The following is a 16,199-nucleotide window of genomic DNA, read 5'->3' as shown; positions in this document are numbered from 1 at the left end:
AACGCCAGGTACCCTGTCTGCCATGACTCTGACCGCGATATTTCTCAATACCCTCGAAACCACGCTGCCGGTATTCGTCATGGTGTTCATCGGGCTGGGCCTGCGCCGGCTGAACTGGATCGACGCCACCTTCATTCATACCGCTTCCGCGCTGGTGTTCAAAGCCACACTGCCCACCCTGGTGTTCCTCAGCATCATCAATGCCGACCTGGACACCACCCTGAATCCGGCGCTGCTGGGCTTCTTCCTGTTGGCCACCATCGCCAGCTTTCTGCTCACCTGGTTCTGGGCAGTCTGGCGGGTGCCGCACGCCGATCGCGGCGTCTACGTACAGGGGGCATTCCGGGGCAACTGCGGCATCGTCGGGCTGGCGCTGGCCGCCAACCTGTATGGCGATTACGGGCTGTCGGCAGGCGGCCTGCTGCTCGGGGTGGTGATCCTTTCCTACAATGCCCTGTCGGTGATCGTGCTGTCCGCCTATCACTCCCAGCAACAAGCGGGCTGGCTCGATATCCTGCGGGACATCCTCCGCAATCCACTGATCATTTCGGTGTTGCTGGCCATTCCGGTGGCCTGGTCCGGCCTTAGCCTGCCGGGCTGGGTGATGACCAGCGGCGATTATTTTGCCTCCCTGACCATGCCCCTGGCCCTGCTGTGTATTGGCGGTACGGTATCGATGAACGCCATCCGGGCCGACAGCAAGACCGCGGTAAGCGCCAGCATGATGAAGATGGTGGTGTTACCCGCTTTGTGTGTCGGCGGTGCCTGGCTGGCAGGTTTCTCCGGGCCCGAGCTCGGGCTGATGTTCCTGTTCTTTGCCAGCCCGACCGCCGCCGCGAGTTTCGTAATGGTCAAAGCCGTGGGTGGCAACGACAAACTGGCCGCCAACATCATCGCGATGACTACCCTGATGGCCAGTATCACGGTGACCGCCGGCATATTCCTGTTGCGCAGCGCAGGTGTCATTTGAATTTTCCCCGGCCAGGGCGTTAGATAATTGGCGGGCCAACCCGTCAGAGAGTGAGATGACCGCAATGGACAATCTGCGTTGGAAGATGGTGGTATCAGGCAAGGTTCAGGGCGTCTACTACCGCGCCTCCACGGAAAAGGAAGCCAGCCGGCTGGGACTCTCCGGCTATGCCCGCAACCTTCCCGATGGACGCGTAGAAATCGTCGCAGAAGGGAGCCGTGAAGGGCTTCGGCAGTTGCACCAGTGGTGCCAGGAAGGCCCGCCTGCGGCGAAGGTGAGCGCCATCGACATCGAGGAGCAGCGTGCTAACGGTGAGTTTCAAACGTTTGGTGTGCGGTATTGAAAAGCTGCCAGGCGTAGGTGGAAGAACAAACGGGGCTGCACAGCCCCGTTTGTCCGTAACAGCCAACACACAGCTGTTACGGAGATCAGCCCGGGATTCGGTGATCAGAACTTCAGGCGGGTACCGGCGAGCGCCACATTGACGTCGTCAAAGTCTGCACCGTCACGATCCAGCGAGTAGTTGTTGAAGCCGGCGTACAGCTCCATCCACTTGACCGGGGTGTACACGTAGCCAACGCCGTAGGCTTCCGCATCATCACCCTCAACGGCAAAGTCCTTGCCTTCAGCACGGTGGATGGCCACCGCATGCTTGCCGGACTTGTAGCCCAGCTTGACGATGTTGAAGTCGGACTCGGGGTTGGCTGCGTTATCATCCTCGCCCCGGGAGTAGGCAGCGGAAACGTTGAAACCGCTGTCGTGCAGCCACGACACAGAACCACCCAGAGTGGTCGAATCACCCGTCACACCGCCCACTTTCTCGATGGCATAGCCAACGCCCGCTGACAGGGTGCCCGCCAGTGGTACGCTGAAGCCGGCTGCAACTTCTGTCACATCGTTCGAGCCGTTGGTATCGTCTTTAAAGCCCTGGCTTACCGACAGGCTCACCGGACCCAGCTTCGGGCTGTCGTAACGCACGCGGTCATAGCGGGATTCGAAATCCTGGCTCTGCAGCGTGCTGCGCAGCGAGGTGCTGGCACCGGCTGTCTCGTCAACAAACCGCAGGGCACCACCCACCAGGGTCAGATCCGGGAACGACACCACCTTGGTACCGGACAGGTCGACTTCAGTTTTGCCATCGGCCGCGCCAGCGCCCAGGCCGACGGAAACCTTACCAAAATCACCGGACGCGAAGACATTGATGTGGCGCTCGTTGAACTCGCCATTGACGTTGCGATCATCCGGCGTCACCACGTTGGAGGCATTGCGCTGGTATTCCATCTCCAGGTGCGCACCCAGCTTGATGCCCAGGTCCTTGACATCGCTGCTGATGATGGCGCCAATTCGGCTGGACGAATAGTCGTTGTCCACCAGGAAATAACCGGAATCCTGGCCATTGTCAGCCTGCATCACTGCCAGGTTGACCTGACCGTAGACGTCGATATCCAGATCCGGAATCTCGATGGTCTGGGCTACTGCAGGCAGTGCCAGTACACCGCCGGCGAGGAGTGCTACGGAAGCCGCAAGTTTCTGCTTTTTCATCATTCATTTCCTCTGTTGTTGGTACAGCGTCATTTCGTCAACTACAGGGAACGTCGGTCTCCAGACCGTGGACAAGCGTGTGGGCCAAAGCTCGGGCCGCCCTTCACCGCCAGCAGTGATTTGCGGGCAATAAAAAACCCCAGCATTTCTGCTGGGGTTTCTTTTATTGGCGGAGAGGGAGGGATTCGAACCCTCGATACGCTATTAACGTATACACACTTTCCAGGCGTGCTCCTTCAGCCACTCGGACACCTCTCCAATAAACTGTTCCAAATCAGTGATCTCGTCACTCATTTGAGGGCGCAAACTCTAATGGTTTTATTAGCGTTTGGCAACTCCCTCCGGGAATATTTATCAGTTTTTTTGTTTCGCAGCCCCAGCTGCGAAACCGGTACCCGTACCCCAATCCTCTTTCAAACCAACGATTAGCGTCGATTCGGGCGGCAGTATACGAACTCAGCTCGAAAATGCGTCCCCTACCAATGGCTTAGCGACAAGACTCCGGGAGCGTGATCTCTCCTGCATACGCGTGGTGTGCAGCTGAAATCCTCCACTTTCTTCAGGCACCGGTGATCATCGAAGCCATTCCTGCGATAATCAGCCCAGTGTGACATCCGCCCCGCGCCGGAGGCCGTAAAAGCGACAATCACCCATCAACCCTTCCGGAGACCCCGCCATGCTCAACATGGACTTCAGCCAGCGAGTTGTAATTCGTACCACAGAACAGGAGTGGGTACCCAGTCCGGCGGGTGGCGTCCTGCGCAAACCCCTGGCCCGGGAAGAGGCGGAACGGGGCCACGCCACCAGCATTGTGCGCTATGAGCCCGGCGCCTCGTTTCAGCGCCATGAGCATCCGCTGGGCGAAGAAATCCTCGTGCTTGAGGGTGTGTTCTCGGATGAGACCGGGGATTATGGCGAAGGCACGTATCTTCGCAATCCGCCGGGCAGCGGCCATGCGCCTTTCAGCAAGTACGGCTGCACCCTGCTGGTCAAACTGCACCAGTTTGATGAACGAGACACCGCAACGGTGCGAATCAACACCCGCACAGCGTCGTGGCTGCCAGGCATCGGTGGCCTGCAGGTGATGCCACTCCACGAGTTCGAGCATGAACACGTCGCGCTGGTAAAATGGCCGGCGGGCGAACAGTTCCAGCCCCACCGCCACTTTGGCGGCGAGGAGATCCTGGTCCTGTCCGGCGAATTCTGCGATGAATACGGCCGCTACGGGGCCGGCACCTGGATCCGGAGCCCGCACCTGAGCCAGCACCATCCGTTTGTGGATGAAGAAACCGTGATCTGGGTGAAAACCGGCCACCTGCCCTTTTGATGAACTGATGGCCGTGACCACCGTTCCGCTCCCCGTCGAGCACTGACCCGAGAGAAATGCCATGCTGATGAACCCGGATACCTGCTGTGTCGTTATGATCGACTTTCAACACCGCCTGATGCCGGCCATCAGCCAGGGTGACCGGGTGCTGGCCCAGGGCGTGCGACTGGCGAGAATTGCGAACCTGTTGAACGTGCCGGTCATCGGCACGGAACAGACCCCGGACAAGCTGGGCAGCAATGCGGCGGACATCGCCAGGCTCTGTCATGAAACCCTCGTGAAGCGCCACTTCAATGCGTGCCAGGGCGGACTTCTGGACCTGCTGCCCCGCGAGCGTCCGAACCTGGTCGTGGCCGGCTGCGAGGCTCACGTCTGTATGCTGCAGACGGCCCTCGGCCTGCAAGCCGAAGGCTTCAACATCTGGGTGGTCACGGATGCGACCGGATCGCGCAAGGACACGGACCGGGAACTGGCCCTGAGCCGCCTGCGGCAGCAAGGTGCGCAGCTGGTCAGTGTAGAAATGGTCGCCTTCGAGTGGATGGAGTCAGCGGATCACCCCCGCTTCCGGGAAATCCTGAAGCTCATCAAGTAGCCCGCGACCACCTCATGCCGGACGTGGAATGGTGACGATGTCGCCAAAGGTCACGTATTCATTGGCCCCGAGCCGGCCAATCGGATCAATGGCGGCAGCATCAACAACCAGCCGGCCCTTGTCATCCTTACCGGTCGCTTCATCCGCCACGTAGACCTTGAGGATCTTGCCAAAGATCATCGATTGCGCCGCTTCGCCGATTTCCTGAACCTCATACAATTCACAGGCCATCGCAATGCGGCAGTCCGCCAGCCTTGGCAACGGAAAACCTTCAATCTCCGCCAACTCGAGTCCCAGCCGGGTTACCTCGGATTCGCCGTGGGGCAAGGTGCGGGACGACTCCGTCATCACTTCCGCGAGATCCCGGTGGGCGATGTGGACGGTGAAATAGCGACGCTGTTCGATGTTCACCCGGGTGTCCTTGGAATCCCCCGTCGTCGGCTTCTTGCCCGTAGAGATCATCAGCAGCGGCGGATGGCTGGTGATCGCGGTGAAGAACGAGTAAGGCGCCAGGTTGTAGTCACCCTCGGGGTTCTCACTCAGCACCCAGGCCACCGGGCGGGGGATCAGGGTCTGGGTCATGGTGTGATAGGCCTGGGTAGCAGGCAGGCCATCAAAATCAATAAGCATCGCGTTCTCCAAAGTAGGATGGGTTATGGTCAGGACGGCTGCTCGCTGGCCGGTTTCCTGGTCAGCCAGACCACCATCAGCAAGGCATGGAGCACCAGGAACGGAACCGCCACCATCAGCAAGCCGGACCACGCCAGGGTACTCAGCACAGCACCCGCTGACAGTGCCGCCGTCGCCTGGGAACCGAACACCACCAGATCGTTCAGCCCTTGCACGCGAAAGCGCTCGGCGTCATGGTAACCGCGCGGCAGCAAGGTGGTACCGCCGACAAACAGGAAGTTCCAGCCGATACCCAGCAGAATCAACGCCACCAGGTAATGGTGGAGGGAAATGCCACTGGCCGCCAGCGCGATACAGGTACCGTAAGCCAGCAGCCCTGCCCCCATCATGACGGGCAAGCCGATGGTACGGGTCAGCCAGCCGCTGATCAGTGACGGCAGATACATGGCCAGGATGTGAATCTGGATGACCCGTTTGGCATCAGTCAGCTCGTGGCCGCCGAGCTCGGTCATACTCAGGGGCGTTGCGGTCATGATAAAGCTCATCACCGCATAGCCGACGGCAGCGGAACTGATGGCAGCCCACACCAGTGGCTGGCGAAGAATTTCGGCCAGTGGCCGCCCGCCGGCGCCACCGTGAACTGTCTCGCGAACCCGCTCTCGCCGCCCCTGATAGCCCACCGCGAGCACCAGAATGGCTGTGGCCTGGATCACCGCCAGCCCCAGCCAACCCGTCATGAACGGCGCGTCACCCTCACCGCCCTCACCAATCAGTGCCACTTCGGGCCCCAGCCAGGCAGCAATCAAGCCGCCAAGCAGCACCCGGGCGGCGGCCGAACCTGCCATTTCCGGCGCAACCGATTCCATCGCGGCAAACCGGTACTGGTGCACCACGGCAAGACCAGTACCGCCAATTACCGCAGCCGCACACAGCAGGGTAAAACTGCCACTCCAGGAGGACGCGGCCCCGGTCAGTCCGGCCGCGACGCCCATCAGCGCCCCCAGCAACATGACCGGCTTGCGGCCGATACGCTCCATCAGCCAGGTGGCCGGCTTGATGGCGAGCACCGTTCCCACCACCACGAGGCCCACCGGCAACGTGGCGAACTCCGGCGACGGTGCCAGCAGGCGGCCCTGCAGGCTGCCGATGAATACAATGAACGGGGCGGTACACATGGCGAAGGCCTGTGCCGCCACCAGAATCCAGACGTTAAGTGGCATGTTTGCGATGCTTCCGGTTACTTCTTGCGGTAGACAATGCCGGGCGAACACTGCACCGGCTCATAGAGGTCAGTCAGGCCGCTAATGGCCTCGGTACTGGCAAGGACGAGATAGCCTCCGGGATTCAGGCTGCGGTGGACCCGGGTCAGCAGGTCCTGCCGCACATTGGCGGTAAAATACCTCAGCACGTTGCGACACAGCACCAGATCAAATCCCGCCGGCAACGACTGTTCCCGCAGATTAAGCTTGCGGAATCCAACCCGCGCCCGCAGTTCGGGGCTGACCTGCCAGCGATCGGGGCCGGTCTGGCTGAAGAACGCCGCCCGGCGGGCAGCAGACAACCCATCCTCTCCCGTCATCAAGTCATACTCGCCCTGTCGCGCGGTATCGAGCAATCCCTTGGCCACATCGGTCGCAACAATCGTTACATCGGCAAGCCTGCCGGGGTGAGCCTCGCGGAATTCTTCGATTAGCATGGCGACTCCGTAGGGCTCCTCACCGGTGCAACAGGCCGCGGACCAGATCGCCAGGGGGCGATCCACATGGTTTCGCGCCTGAGTGGGCAACCCCTGAGCGGGCAACCATTGCTCAGCAATAAACCGAAACGCAAGTTCATCGGTGAACCAGCGTGATTCCGCCCGGGTCAACAGGTCGATTACCTGCTCGCGAAGTGCGTTGCGCCCCGGCCCCGCCAGCCGGTCAGCCAACTCCGGCAACCCGGCCAGGCCATGGTCACCAAGGATACGAAGCAACCGGCGCCGCACCTGCTTCTGGCTGGCGGCGCCAAGCAGTATTCCGCAGGCGTCATGGAGGAACAACCGGAACGACTCATAGTCCGGTTGGGTAATCTCTGCTGTCATGGGCTGTCGGTTCTCCGAAGTTCCTGGTAGCCGGAGATAATAGCAAACCTGCCGGCCGGTTCCTCCCCCATCGCAATACATGCTTCCAGCTAGCAAACCAACAGCACAAGCTGGCTCCATAACGGGTCAAACCTGCTAGAATCCGACGACAACCAGCCGGGCCTGTTCATGTTGCACCGGCAATCGCTTGCCCAATGAAACCAAGGGGTCTCTACCGTGACGAGTCTTGAACGCAAAATCAGCCTGAAAAGCCCGGCCCGCCTGATGAACGTCCTGTTTGTGTTTTTGGTCACCCTGGCGTTCACACCGCTGACCCAGGCACAGTCGGATGGCGCCGCGGCGGAATTGCCGCGGGTCAGAATGCACACGTCCGAGGGCGTGCTTGAGCTAACCCTGCGATCCGATCTGGCGCCACAGACGGTTGCCAACTTTCTGACCTACGTCGACAACGGTTTCTACGACGGCACTGTTTTTCACCGGGTTATTCCCGGCTTCATGATTCAGGGCGGCGGTTTTACCGCTGACCTGCTCCGCAAACAGACCCGCGAGCCGGTTCGCAACGAGGGCCGTGCCGAACTGCCGAACCAGCGCGGCACCATCGCCATGGCCCGTACCAGCGACCCGCATTCCGCCACCTCCCAGTTCTTTATCAACCTGGTAGACAATCAGTACCTCAATGCCGGCGCCCGGGGTGCCGGGTATGCCGTATTCGGCAAGGTGACCAGTGGCATGGACGTGGCCGATGCCATTGCCGGCAAGCGTACCGGACGACGCAATGGCATGGGCGACGTGCCCCTCGATACCGTCACCATTGAGAAGATTGTTCGCATTGGTGAAGCTGCGGAATGAACCCGGAATCTCCTGCAGCAGACAGCCGCCAGCGTCCCTCGCTGCAGCCGGCTGACCTGGTCTGGCGGGACGGTGTACCGGAATCCCGCCAGTTCGGTGATGTCTACTTCTGCCGCGATAATGGGCTGGAAGAATCCCGCTACGTTTTTATTGACCGGAACCAACTCCCCGAACGGTTCGCCGGACTGGCCCCCGGGGCGTCGTTTGTCGTAGCCGAGTGCGGCTTCGGTACCGGGCTGAATTTTCTGGCAACCTGGCAGGCCTGGCGCCGTCATGCCCCGGCAGACAGCGGCTGCCTGCATTATGTCACCATCGAGAAACATCCGTTAACGGTGGCGGACCTGACCCGGGCCCTGGCACTGTGGCCCGAACTTGCAGGGTTCAGCGCCGAGCTGTTGGCCCAGTACCCGCCGCTGGTCGAGGGGGTCCACCGCCTGGTCTTCGACAGCGGGCGGGTGCGCCTTACCGTATTTTTCGGCGACGCACAGGATGGCTGGGAGCAGCTGGAATTCACCGCCGATGCCTGGTACCTGGACGGCTTTGCACCGGCACGTAACCCGGAACTGTGGCGGGCAAACGTGATCACCGCCGTGCGGCAGCACAGCAAGGCCGGGACCACGGTTGCCACGTTCACCTCGGTGGGTGAGGTGCGGCGAGCCCTGGCGGGTGTTGGTTTTACCATGAGCAAAGTGCCAGGTTACGGGCGCAAGCGGGACATGCTGACGGGTATTCTGGGTGGCAACGCCAGTGAGTTGGACGGCGAAGCCAAAGAGTCGACGGAATATCCCCGCCGGCGGCAACCACCCCGCTCGGTTGCCATTATCGGCAGTGGCATTGCCGGCTGCACCCTGGCCCGCAATCTCGCCGAACGGGGCGTTGCAGTTCATCTGATTGATGAGACCACCGCCCCGGGTTCTGCCGCATCCGGCAACCTTCAGGGCGCGCTGTACGTCAAACTGGGCGTCCAGTTCAATTACCAGACCCGACTGGCATTGGCGGCCCTGCTGTTCAGCCAGCGTTACTACAGCAACAATGCCGCTGACCATTGGCACCCCTGCGGCTTGCTGCAATTGGCCGGCGATGAACGGGAGCAGCAGCGCCAGGCGAAGTTTATCGCGGGCAACCGGTACCCCGACGCCGTCCTCCAGCCAGTGGATTCCGACCGGGCGACGGAACTCTGCGGTGTTGACGTGCCGCGGGGCGGCCTCTGGTTCCCGGACAGTGGCTGGCTTGAACCCGGCCAGTCGTGTCGGGCCCTGGCCCGTCACCGGAATATCCAGGGCCATTTTGGCCATCGGGTCACCCGGCTCACCCCCTGTAATGGACGCTGGCATATCGCCATAGCGGGAAAGAATGACCTGGTAACCGACCACATCGTGATCTGTGCCGGCCACCAGAGCCCGGGCCTGATACCCGTGGCCGGTGGTTTCCGCTTTCGCACCATTCGCGGCCAGGTGTCGTTGCTCGAGGCAGCCCGGCTCAAGGCGCCGAAGGCGGTCATTTGCGGTAACCGTTACCTTAACCCGGTGCGTGATGGCATTTGCCTGACCGGCGCCACCTTTGACCTGCACAGCGATGATGCTGCGGTGACGGAAGCCAGCCACCAGGAAAATATCAGCGAACTGGAGGGGATGCTGCCGGGGATATGGCAGGGCGAGGCGCCCGCTCCCGAGGATATGCGGGGCCGGGTCGGCTTTCGCTGCACGACCCACGACTATCAGCCGGCTGCTGGCCCGCTCTGCGGCCCGGACGGCCACGAACTGGAAGGTATTTCCCTGTTCACCGGACTTGGCAGCAAGGGCCTGAGCTACGCACCGCTGTTGGCAGAATACCTGGCTGACCGGCTCACCGGCCAGCCGCTGGCTCTGCCAAAAGACATTGCTGCGCGGCTAAATCCTGACCGCTGCCGGGTACCGGCACACCCGGTGAGTACCGCAACTGCCTGAAGCAATGGCGAATCCGGAGTCCTTTTACTCCGGATTCGCACCATTGAGCAACCTGCCCTCGCCGCTGAAAATCAGCAACTCCCAGAACCGGCCCCCGGTGGTGTCGATCGTCACCAGGCTAGTGATTTCATCATCACGATAATTCGCCAGCGCCTGTATTGCCGTTCCTTCGACGCCGAGCCATTGGTACCACAATACAATCGGGCTGTTTTCGGCGGTGTCGGTTGATTCCGGCGGTTCATCTTCACCGGTAGTCTCCTCTTCCGGAACCTCCGGGCTGGCCTCGGGTTGAGGGGGAACTCCGGTTCTCGCCAACCCCGCGGCATTGTCCAGCAGCCCGCCGACCACAACGTCACCGTCAAACGCGACCAGGGATGAATAGTGCTCATCCGCAATATCGGTTTCGCCAGACATATCGTTCAGCGTAAGGGCGGCAACCAGCCCACCGGTTGTGCTGTAACCCAACAGGAAACCGGCAGTGCTCTGCAGGGGGTCGCGGCTGAGGAACGGCTCGCTATCATCCGCGACGCCTTCATCCCGTGCCATTTCATAACGGCCATCCCCGTTGCCCAGCAACCACAAAGTACCGCCGCTGTAGACACCGCTACTGATCAGGTCGTCGGCGTCGGAGCCTCGCTGGTAGACCGTCAGGTCACTGTCGGCATTAAACGCCGAGTACAGGTAAAGGTCGGTCATTCCCGCCGTCGGCTGACCTTCCAGGGTGCCGGCCGTGGAACCAAACACCAGGCCGCTGTTGGCAAACGTCGCGCCGCCCGCAACGGTGTCCTCCAGGGCGGAGCCGGCCTGCCGGGTCCAGGCAATGACCGGCGCCGGTCCGGTACCGGTATCAACACTGTCAATACGCTGGACGTAGCTGTCGCGCCCACCTCGCTGGGTTTCCCCCGGCCACTGCCCGGTCGTTTCGCCGGTCACGAAAATATTACCGAAACTGTCTGCGGCGCCCCACCGGGGGATGTCGTCGCCTGCGGTACCGGCCTGTTGACTCCAGACGTTCGGATACAGCTCCGCACTCGCCGGATCGTAGCGGAACAGGGATACCACGCTGTCGACACCGCCAGCATTGGTGCTGCCGGCAAGTGTGCCCCGGGTGCCATAGACCAGCAACAGCTCGCGCCGCAGCACATCCTGGTCACCTTCCTTCACCCTGCGCTCGCTGTAGTCCAGAACCGGCCCTGCAAGCGGGTCAACCGGCGCCGTGGAGGTCAGGACGCCCAGGCCTTCGCCCTTCTGGCTGTATACATGGATTTCCGCTTGGTTAGCCGCCGCGGGATTGTAGCCCGCAACAAACACGCGGCCATCGTGCCCTACCGCCAGGTCCGACGGGATAAACACGCCCTCGCCACCTACCAGCAACCGGGTGGTCAGTTCATTGATGCCGATCCGCAGGAGACTGGCATCGGATCCGGCGAAATTCTCGCGACCGGCCTGGTAGGCGTCGTCAACTGCCAGCTCGATTGCCTTGTCGTTATCGGAAGGATTGGAGTAACTGGCCGCAGGCACACTGACACGGAACCGGGCCGTCACCTGCCCCGCCGGAAACTCGACAATATCGCCGGCCAGCCAGGTACCGGTAGCTACATCCTGAATTTCGATCAGGTAGTCCGCCCCGGGCTGAGCCACCGAGCTCACCGCACGGCCAATTCGGGCACGGTAGGTGATCTCGGCAGGCTTGCTCAGAACCGCGAGATACTCCTGGCCAGAGCCGACATTGATGACATCGCGATCGCCTCCCATAACGGTCTTCAAGGCTACCTTGGGCTCATTATCATCAATGATGACGGAGGTGCGGACGCCCTTGCTGCTGCCGCCCAGGCCTGCCAGGCCGGAGCGGACTTCCGTCAGTGCCAGTTCAAGCACTTCGGACGGTTCCGGGACACTGTCCTCGACCACTTCAAGCCGGATGTAGCACTCGCGGATACCGGGCTCGATCGTGATCACGCCCCGGGTGTAGCGCCCTTGCTCGTCCGCCTGGTAGGTCAGGTAATCCGGCGCCGGCAGCGAGTTGCCGCTGCCGCTGCCCCAGGCAATGACGTCACGGTCGATGATGGCATCCCCGGTATTCTGCCGACTGTGTTCGCAGCGCTGGTGGGGGGCGACAATCGTGGGATCGCAGGCCAGCGGATCGAACCCGCTGCGTAACTCCCATGCCACCTGGACCCGGGTGACGGAGGGGCGCTCCAGCATCACCCGAACCAGCACCGGATAGGTCTCGCTGGTTCGGGCCTCGGTGCCGAGATAGACACCGCTGTCGTCGTAGAGGTTGATGTCGTAGTTGTGTTCGCCGCTATTTTCCAGGTCCGGCAGTTCACAACGCTCCCCTACGCCCTGCTTTGCCGCGCCGGCTTTGCCTTCGGTAAACACCTCCGCTCTGAGGCTGAGGTTATTCTCTTTGACGTTGATGTCGAACGGCTGAACACCGGCCATCCGGCCATCGGTCGTCACCAGGTTGATGTTACGGGTGGTACCAAGGTCTCCGGCACCGCGCTCACCGCCGGTCAGCCCTGGCACACCACGAATAATGATGCCCTGGCGGGCCTTGTTGCTGATGTCTTCCAGCGCGAGCCAGGACGGCGCATTAGTCAGCGAATAATCAAGAATCCCCTCGCCGCCGTAAGCACCAAAGTTGTAGTAATACTCCACCCCGAGGTAGGCGGTGGCCGGCGGCACCCCGAGGACGGTCGGATCATCCGGGTCTTTCTCGGTTTTGCAGGCGGCCAGCAGAACCGGCAGCAGCATCGCGAGAATCAGCCGGCCAGGGTATCGCTTCGGACGGGAGCAAACGTCGGCGCACATGTAGGGAATCCGTTTCGAAAGAATTATTGTTGAGGATCCGGTGCGTTACACACCGTTACAGACCAACCCCATGGTACGTAAATTGACGGGGCCGCTGGGTGCGCGAGTTCTCAGATTCGCACACCTGCCGGTCTGCGGCCCTTAATGACCCCGGCGGGAAGTGCCGGGTGGAAGGAAGTGCCGGTCTGAAGGATCCGGCACAGACAATTCAGCCGGCGCCTTGCTCCGCGAGAAAGGCCAGGAACTCTGCCTCACTGATGACCCTGACCCCGAGCGACTCGGCCTTGCGCAGTTTGGAGCCGGCAGCTTCCCCGGCCACCACGCAGGAGGTTTTGCCCGACACACTGCCCGCCACCTTGGCCCCCAGTGCTTCCAGCTTTTCCCGCGCTTCATCCCGGGTCATTTCCGCAAGGGTGCCGGTCAGAACCCAGGTTTCTCCGGCAAGCGGCCGGGAGGACACATCCACCGACTCGGTCTGCCAGCGCACGCCGGCCTGATGCAGCGCGGCAATGGTTTCCTGGTTATGGGGCTGATCGAAAAAGCTGCGGATATGGCCAGCCACAATCGGGCCCACGTCCGGTACGGTCTGCAGGGCATCCTCATCCGCGCCGGCAATGGCTTCCAGTTGACCGAAGTGGCTGGCGAGTGCCTTGGCGGTTGCCTCTCCGACCTCACGGATGCCCAGGGCGTAGAGGAACCGCCACAGCACCGGGTTACGGGAGCCGTCAATGGCCGCTACCAGGTTGGACGCCGACTTCTCTCCCATCCGCTCCAGCTTCATCAGGTCAGCGGCGGTGAGCGTGTAGAGATCAGCCACAGTTTTAACCAGGCCGGCTTCCACCAGGATATCAATCCACTTATCACCCAGTCCCTCAATGTCCATCGCCTTGCGCGACGCGTAGTGGCGGATGGCTTCCTTACGCTGTGCCGGACAGTACAGCCCGCCCGAACAGCGTGCCACCGCCTCACCCTCGATCTGGATGACATCGGAGTCGCAGACCGGGCAATGGGCGGGTAACTCGACTTCCTGCGCCTCCGGGGGCCGCTTTTCAACCACCACCCGAACCACCTGCGGAATCACATCACCGGCGCGGCGGACAATCACCGTATCGCCGATGCGGGCGTCAAGGCGGCGAATCTCGTCCATGTTGTGCAACGTGGCGTTGCTCACCGTCACGCCCCCCACGAAGACCGGACGCAACCGGGCCACCGGCGTCACAGCTCCGGTGCGGCCTACCTGGAATTCCACGTCCTCGATGACGGTCATTTCTTCCTGGGCCGGAAACTTGTGGGCGATGGCCCAGCGTGGCGCCCGTGATACGAAGCCAAGGGCCTGCTGCAGGTCCAGGCGGTTAACCTTGAAGACAATGCCGTCAATCTCATACGGCAGATCGCCACGCTTGGCCAGCAACTCCTCGTATGCCTGCAGGCACTCGTCCACGCCATGAGCCTTGCGCATTTCCGGGTTAATCCGAAAGCCCCAGTCACGCACCCGCTCGAGGCCATCCCAGTGGGTGTCCGGCAGCAGCGATTCATCGGTCACCGCCACGCTGTAGGCGCACATCTCGAGTGGGCGCCGTGCGGTTACCCGGGGGTTTTTCTGTCGCAGGCTGCCAGCCGCAGCGTTGCGGGGGTTCACGAAAGTCTTCTCCCCACGATTGGCCAGGTCACGGTTCAGTTTCTCGAAACCCTCCTTGGGCATGTAGACCTCGCCGCGCACTTCGACAAGGTCGGGATAACCGGTGCCACGCAGTTTCAGGGGTATCGACGGGATGGTACGGATGTTGGCGGTGATATCCTCTCCTGAATAGCCGTCTCCCCGGGTCGCTGCGCGAATCAGCAGCCCTGATTCGTAATGCAGGCTCACCGCCAGGCCGTCAAGCTTGGGTTCGCAGACGTATTCGATGTCTTCCTCCCGTTTGAGGCGCTCCCGCACCCGCCGGTCAAAATCACGTAGCTCCTCCTCACTAAAGGCGTTATCCAGCGACAACATGGGCAGGCGATGCACCACTTCCTCGAAGCTGGTTTCGCCACTGGCACCAACCCGCCGGGTCGGTGAATCGGCTGTTACCAGGTCCGGGTATTCTCCTTCCAGCTGCTGGAGTTCGCGAAAGAGCCGGTCGTACTCCGCGTCGGGAACCTGTGGATCATCAAGCACATAGTAGCGATAGTTGTGATCGCTGATGATGTCACGCAGTTCCTGGGCCCGGGCCTGCGCGGAAGAAGGTGCTTTACTCATGTGTTGGTCCTTACCCTACAAAAAAATGCCCGGTGCAGACCGGGCATTTGCCAGACATTTACCACAGCCGCTGCTCAGCCGGGCCGTCTGGACCGCTGTTTACGCTCGAACTCGCGAATCCTCTGGCGACAGTGCTCGATGGTTTGTGGTGTCATCACACTGCGTCGCTCGTCTTTCAGCTCCCCGCCGAGATTTTTGACGACGCACTGGGCGGTCTCCAGCATGAAATCAAACGCCTGCATCGCATTGGAGGGTCCTGGCAGGCTCATGAAGAAACTGATCCCCGGGGTCGACAGGGCTGGCATATCAGCCGGCCTGAACGTGCCGGGTTCAACCGCGTTGGCAACACTGAACTGTACCGGACTGGTGGTAACGACCTGTTCGTGGCGGTGATAGATGTCCATGTCGCCGTATTCCAGACCACAGGCCTCGAACAGCTTTTTCAGGGCTGCACCCTGGAACTCCCGTTCCCGTTTTGCCAGCACATTGATGACAACGACCTCCTGCGCCTCCGGACGATTAGCCCCGGCCAGTGGCTCCGATGCCGCCTTGGTTTCGGGACGCTCGCGACGGGCGGTGTCTTGCTGTACATCTGCGGTGACCAACGGCGGAACGTTATCTGCCACAGGCTGCGCCGCGGGCTGATCGGGGGCCACCTCCAAAGGCCGGGGGGTGGCGCGGGATTCACCGGCGAAGCCGGCGTCCAGCTCCGGGTCATCATCCAGCGCGCCCCAGCCGGAATCCGAGTTCATGTCGTCCGCCTGACCCGCCGGCCGCCGGGGGGCAACCTCCTCCTGCCAGTCGTCGTGGCTCGCGTCCTGCCGGTCGTCGGCTACGGGTAAAGAGTCCGCTTGCGGCGCCCCTGTCACCGCCGCACGCTCCTGGTCAGCCATACTGCCGCCTGCGGCGATGACCGGTCGGGTCGGCTTGGGCTCCGGGTTGGCAAACCGGCTACGGCCGGAGGATTTGACGTAGCCCCGCTCCTCAAGGGTTTCCCGGGACACAGTACGGGCGCCGCCATTGGGCAGCTCCGGGTTGTACTCCTCATCCAGCGGCGATTCCTGCAGGTCATCGGCGCCCATTCCCGAGGAGATCGCCATCGACTCCTTACGTGCCCGCCTCACCCGGCGAATACCATCAATAATAATGCCCAGTATGACCAGGGTACCTATGGCGATTAACCATTCCCTAAGTGACATAAGATTGCTGT

At 61.7% G+C, this 16,199-nt stretch carries 13 protein-coding genes and 1 tRNA gene; 6 read left to right on the top strand and 8 right to left on the bottom strand.

Annotated features, from left to right (window positions below; all coding sequences use genetic code 11):
* The first annotated feature begins 22 nt into the window (after nt 1-22).
* On the top strand, nt 23-970 hold the full coding sequence (locus CLH61_RS02380) for an AEC family transporter (RefSeq protein ID WP_099613091.1): 948 nt from the start codon (nt 23-25) through the stop codon (nt 968-970).
* Nucleotides 971-1,034: 64 nt separating this feature from the next.
* Complete coding sequence (locus CLH61_RS02375) at nt 1,035-1,313, top strand: acylphosphatase (protein ID WP_099613227.1); 279 nt, start codon at nt 1,035-1,037, stop codon at nt 1,311-1,313.
* A gap of 104 nt (nt 1,314-1,417) precedes the next feature.
* On the opposite strand, the gene CLH61_RS02370 is transcribed toward CLH61_RS02375, so the two are convergent.
* Nucleotides 1,418-2,515, bottom strand: coding sequence for a porin (locus tag CLH61_RS02370; RefSeq protein WP_099613090.1), 1,098 nt, complete (start codon nt 2,513-2,515; stop codon nt 1,418-1,420).
* Nucleotides 2,516-2,679: 164 nt separating this feature from the next.
* A tRNA-Ser gene (locus tag CLH61_RS02365) sits at nt 2,680-2,770 on the bottom strand.
* 418 nt (nt 2,771-3,188) lie between these two features.
* On the opposite strand from CLH61_RS02365, the gene CLH61_RS02360 reads away from it, so the two are divergent.
* Together CLH61_RS02360 and CLH61_RS02355 are read left to right on the top strand one after the other, a co-directional pair.
* Nucleotides 3,189-3,839: a cupin domain-containing protein gene (locus CLH61_RS02360; protein ID WP_099613089.1), complete on the top strand. Its 651-nt coding sequence runs from the start codon at nt 3,189-3,191 to the stop codon at nt 3,837-3,839.
* Nucleotides 3,840-3,933: 94 nt separating this feature from the next.
* A complete protein-coding gene (locus tag CLH61_RS02355; protein WP_265734781.1) occupies nt 3,934-4,431 on the top strand; it encodes an isochorismatase family protein in 498 nt (165 codons plus the stop codon).
* Between the two features lie 12 nt (nt 4,432-4,443).
* Here the strand turns inward: CLH61_RS02355 and CLH61_RS02350 are convergent, their stop codons facing one another.
* Genes CLH61_RS02350 through CLH61_RS02340 form a run of 3 tightly spaced genes read right to left on the bottom strand, consistent with a single transcriptional unit; the run spans nt 4,444 to nt 7,141 of the window.
* On the bottom strand, nt 4,444-5,061 hold the full coding sequence (locus CLH61_RS02350; protein WP_099613087.1) for a flavin reductase family protein: 618 nt from the start codon (nt 5,059-5,061) through the stop codon (nt 4,444-4,446).
* Nucleotides 5,062-5,090: 29 nt separating this feature from the next.
* The gene (locus tag CLH61_RS02345) at nt 5,091-6,281 is read right to left on the bottom strand and encodes an MFS transporter (protein ID WP_099613086.1); all 1,191 of its coding nucleotides are present in this window, start codon (nt 6,279-6,281) and stop codon (nt 5,091-5,093) included.
* A 17-nt stretch (nt 6,282-6,298) separates the two neighbouring features.
* Complete coding sequence (locus CLH61_RS02340) at nt 6,299-7,141, bottom strand: CheR family methyltransferase (RefSeq protein WP_099613085.1); 843 nt, start codon at nt 7,139-7,141, stop codon at nt 6,299-6,301.
* A 264-nt stretch (nt 7,142-7,405) separates the two neighbouring features.
* On the opposite strand from CLH61_RS02340, the gene CLH61_RS02335 reads away from it, so the two are divergent.
* The gene (locus CLH61_RS02335) at nt 7,406-7,990 is read left to right on the top strand and encodes a peptidylprolyl isomerase (RefSeq protein ID WP_099613226.1); all 585 of its coding nucleotides are present in this window, start codon (nt 7,406-7,408) and stop codon (nt 7,988-7,990) included.
* Nucleotides 7,987-9,936: a bifunctional tRNA (5-methylaminomethyl-2-thiouridine)(34)-methyltransferase MnmC2/FAD-dependent 5-carboxymethylaminomethyl-2-thiouridine(34) oxidoreductase MnmC1 gene (gene mnmC, locus CLH61_RS02330; RefSeq protein WP_099613084.1), complete on the top strand. Its 1,950-nt coding sequence runs from the start codon at nt 7,987-7,989 to the stop codon at nt 9,934-9,936. The genes CLH61_RS02335 and mnmC overlap by 4 nt, the downstream gene beginning before the upstream one ends.
* A 24-nt stretch (nt 9,937-9,960) precedes the next feature.
* Here mnmC and CLH61_RS02325 read toward each other — a convergent pair whose 3' ends face one another.
* From CLH61_RS02325 to zipA, 3 genes are all read right to left on the bottom strand, one after another.
* Complete coding sequence (locus tag CLH61_RS02325; protein ID WP_099613083.1) at nt 9,961-12,750, bottom strand: SBBP repeat-containing protein; 2,790 nt, start codon at nt 12,748-12,750, stop codon at nt 9,961-9,963.
* Nucleotides 12,751-12,958: 208 nt separating this feature from the next.
* Nucleotides 12,959-14,989, bottom strand: coding sequence for an NAD-dependent DNA ligase LigA (ligA, locus tag CLH61_RS02320; protein ID WP_099613082.1), 2,031 nt, complete (start codon nt 14,987-14,989; stop codon nt 12,959-12,961).
* Between the two features lie 74 nt (nt 14,990-15,063).
* On the bottom strand, nt 15,064-16,188 hold the full coding sequence (zipA, locus tag CLH61_RS02315; RefSeq protein WP_099613081.1) for a cell division protein ZipA: 1,125 nt from the start codon (nt 16,186-16,188) through the stop codon (nt 15,064-15,066).
* Between the last annotated feature and the right edge of the window lie 11 nt (nt 16,189-16,199).

The organism is Marinobacter profundi, assembly GCF_002744715.1.
GTDB classification, from domain to species: Bacteria; Pseudomonadota; Gammaproteobacteria; order Pseudomonadales; family Oleiphilaceae; genus Marinobacter; species Marinobacter profundi.
The sequence above is the reverse complement of the archived record's forward strand: the minus strand, read 5'-3'. Positions and strand labels throughout refer to the sequence as shown.

What these genes read in the sequence shown, in the direction of transcription:
- CLH61_RS02345 (WP_099613086.1), bottom strand. Translation starts at nt 6,281, where the DNA reads ATGCCACTTAACGTCTGGATTCTGGTGGCGGCACAGGCCTTCGCCATG.
- CLH61_RS02325 (WP_099613083.1), bottom strand. Translation starts at nt 12,750, where the DNA reads ATGTGCGCCGACGTTTGCTCCCGTCCGAAGCGATACCCTGGCCGGCTG.
- mnmC (WP_099613084.1), top strand. Translation starts at nt 7,987, where the DNA reads ATGAACCCGGAATCTCCTGCAGCAGACAGCCGCCAGCGTCCCTCGCTG.
- CLH61_RS02380 (WP_099613091.1), top strand. Translation starts at nt 23, where the DNA reads ATGACTCTGACCGCGATATTTCTCAATACCCTCGAAACCACGCTGCCG.
- CLH61_RS02360 (WP_099613089.1), top strand. Translation starts at nt 3,189, where the DNA reads ATGCTCAACATGGACTTCAGCCAGCGAGTTGTAATTCGTACCACAGAA.
- ligA (WP_099613082.1), bottom strand. Translation starts at nt 14,989, where the DNA reads ATGAGTAAAGCACCTTCTTCCGCGCAGGCCCGGGCCCAGGAACTGCGT.
- CLH61_RS02335 (WP_099613226.1), top strand. Translation starts at nt 7,406, where the DNA reads ATGAACGTCCTGTTTGTGTTTTTGGTCACCCTGGCGTTCACACCGCTG.
- CLH61_RS02340 (WP_099613085.1), bottom strand. Translation starts at nt 7,141, where the DNA reads ATGACAGCAGAGATTACCCAACCGGACTATGAGTCGTTCCGGTTGTTC.
- zipA (WP_099613081.1), bottom strand. Translation starts at nt 16,188, where the DNA reads ATGTCACTTAGGGAATGGTTAATCGCCATAGGTACCCTGGTCATACTG.
- CLH61_RS02370 (WP_099613090.1), bottom strand. Translation starts at nt 2,515, where the DNA reads ATGATGAAAAAGCAGAAACTTGCGGCTTCCGTAGCACTCCTCGCCGGC.
- CLH61_RS02350 (WP_099613087.1), bottom strand. Translation starts at nt 5,061, where the DNA reads ATGCTTATTGATTTTGATGGCCTGCCTGCTACCCAGGCCTATCACACC.
- CLH61_RS02355 (WP_265734781.1), top strand. Translation starts at nt 3,934, where the DNA reads ATGATCGACTTTCAACACCGCCTGATGCCGGCCATCAGCCAGGGTGAC.
- CLH61_RS02375 (WP_099613227.1), top strand. Translation starts at nt 1,035, where the DNA reads ATGGACAATCTGCGTTGGAAGATGGTGGTATCAGGCAAGGTTCAGGGC.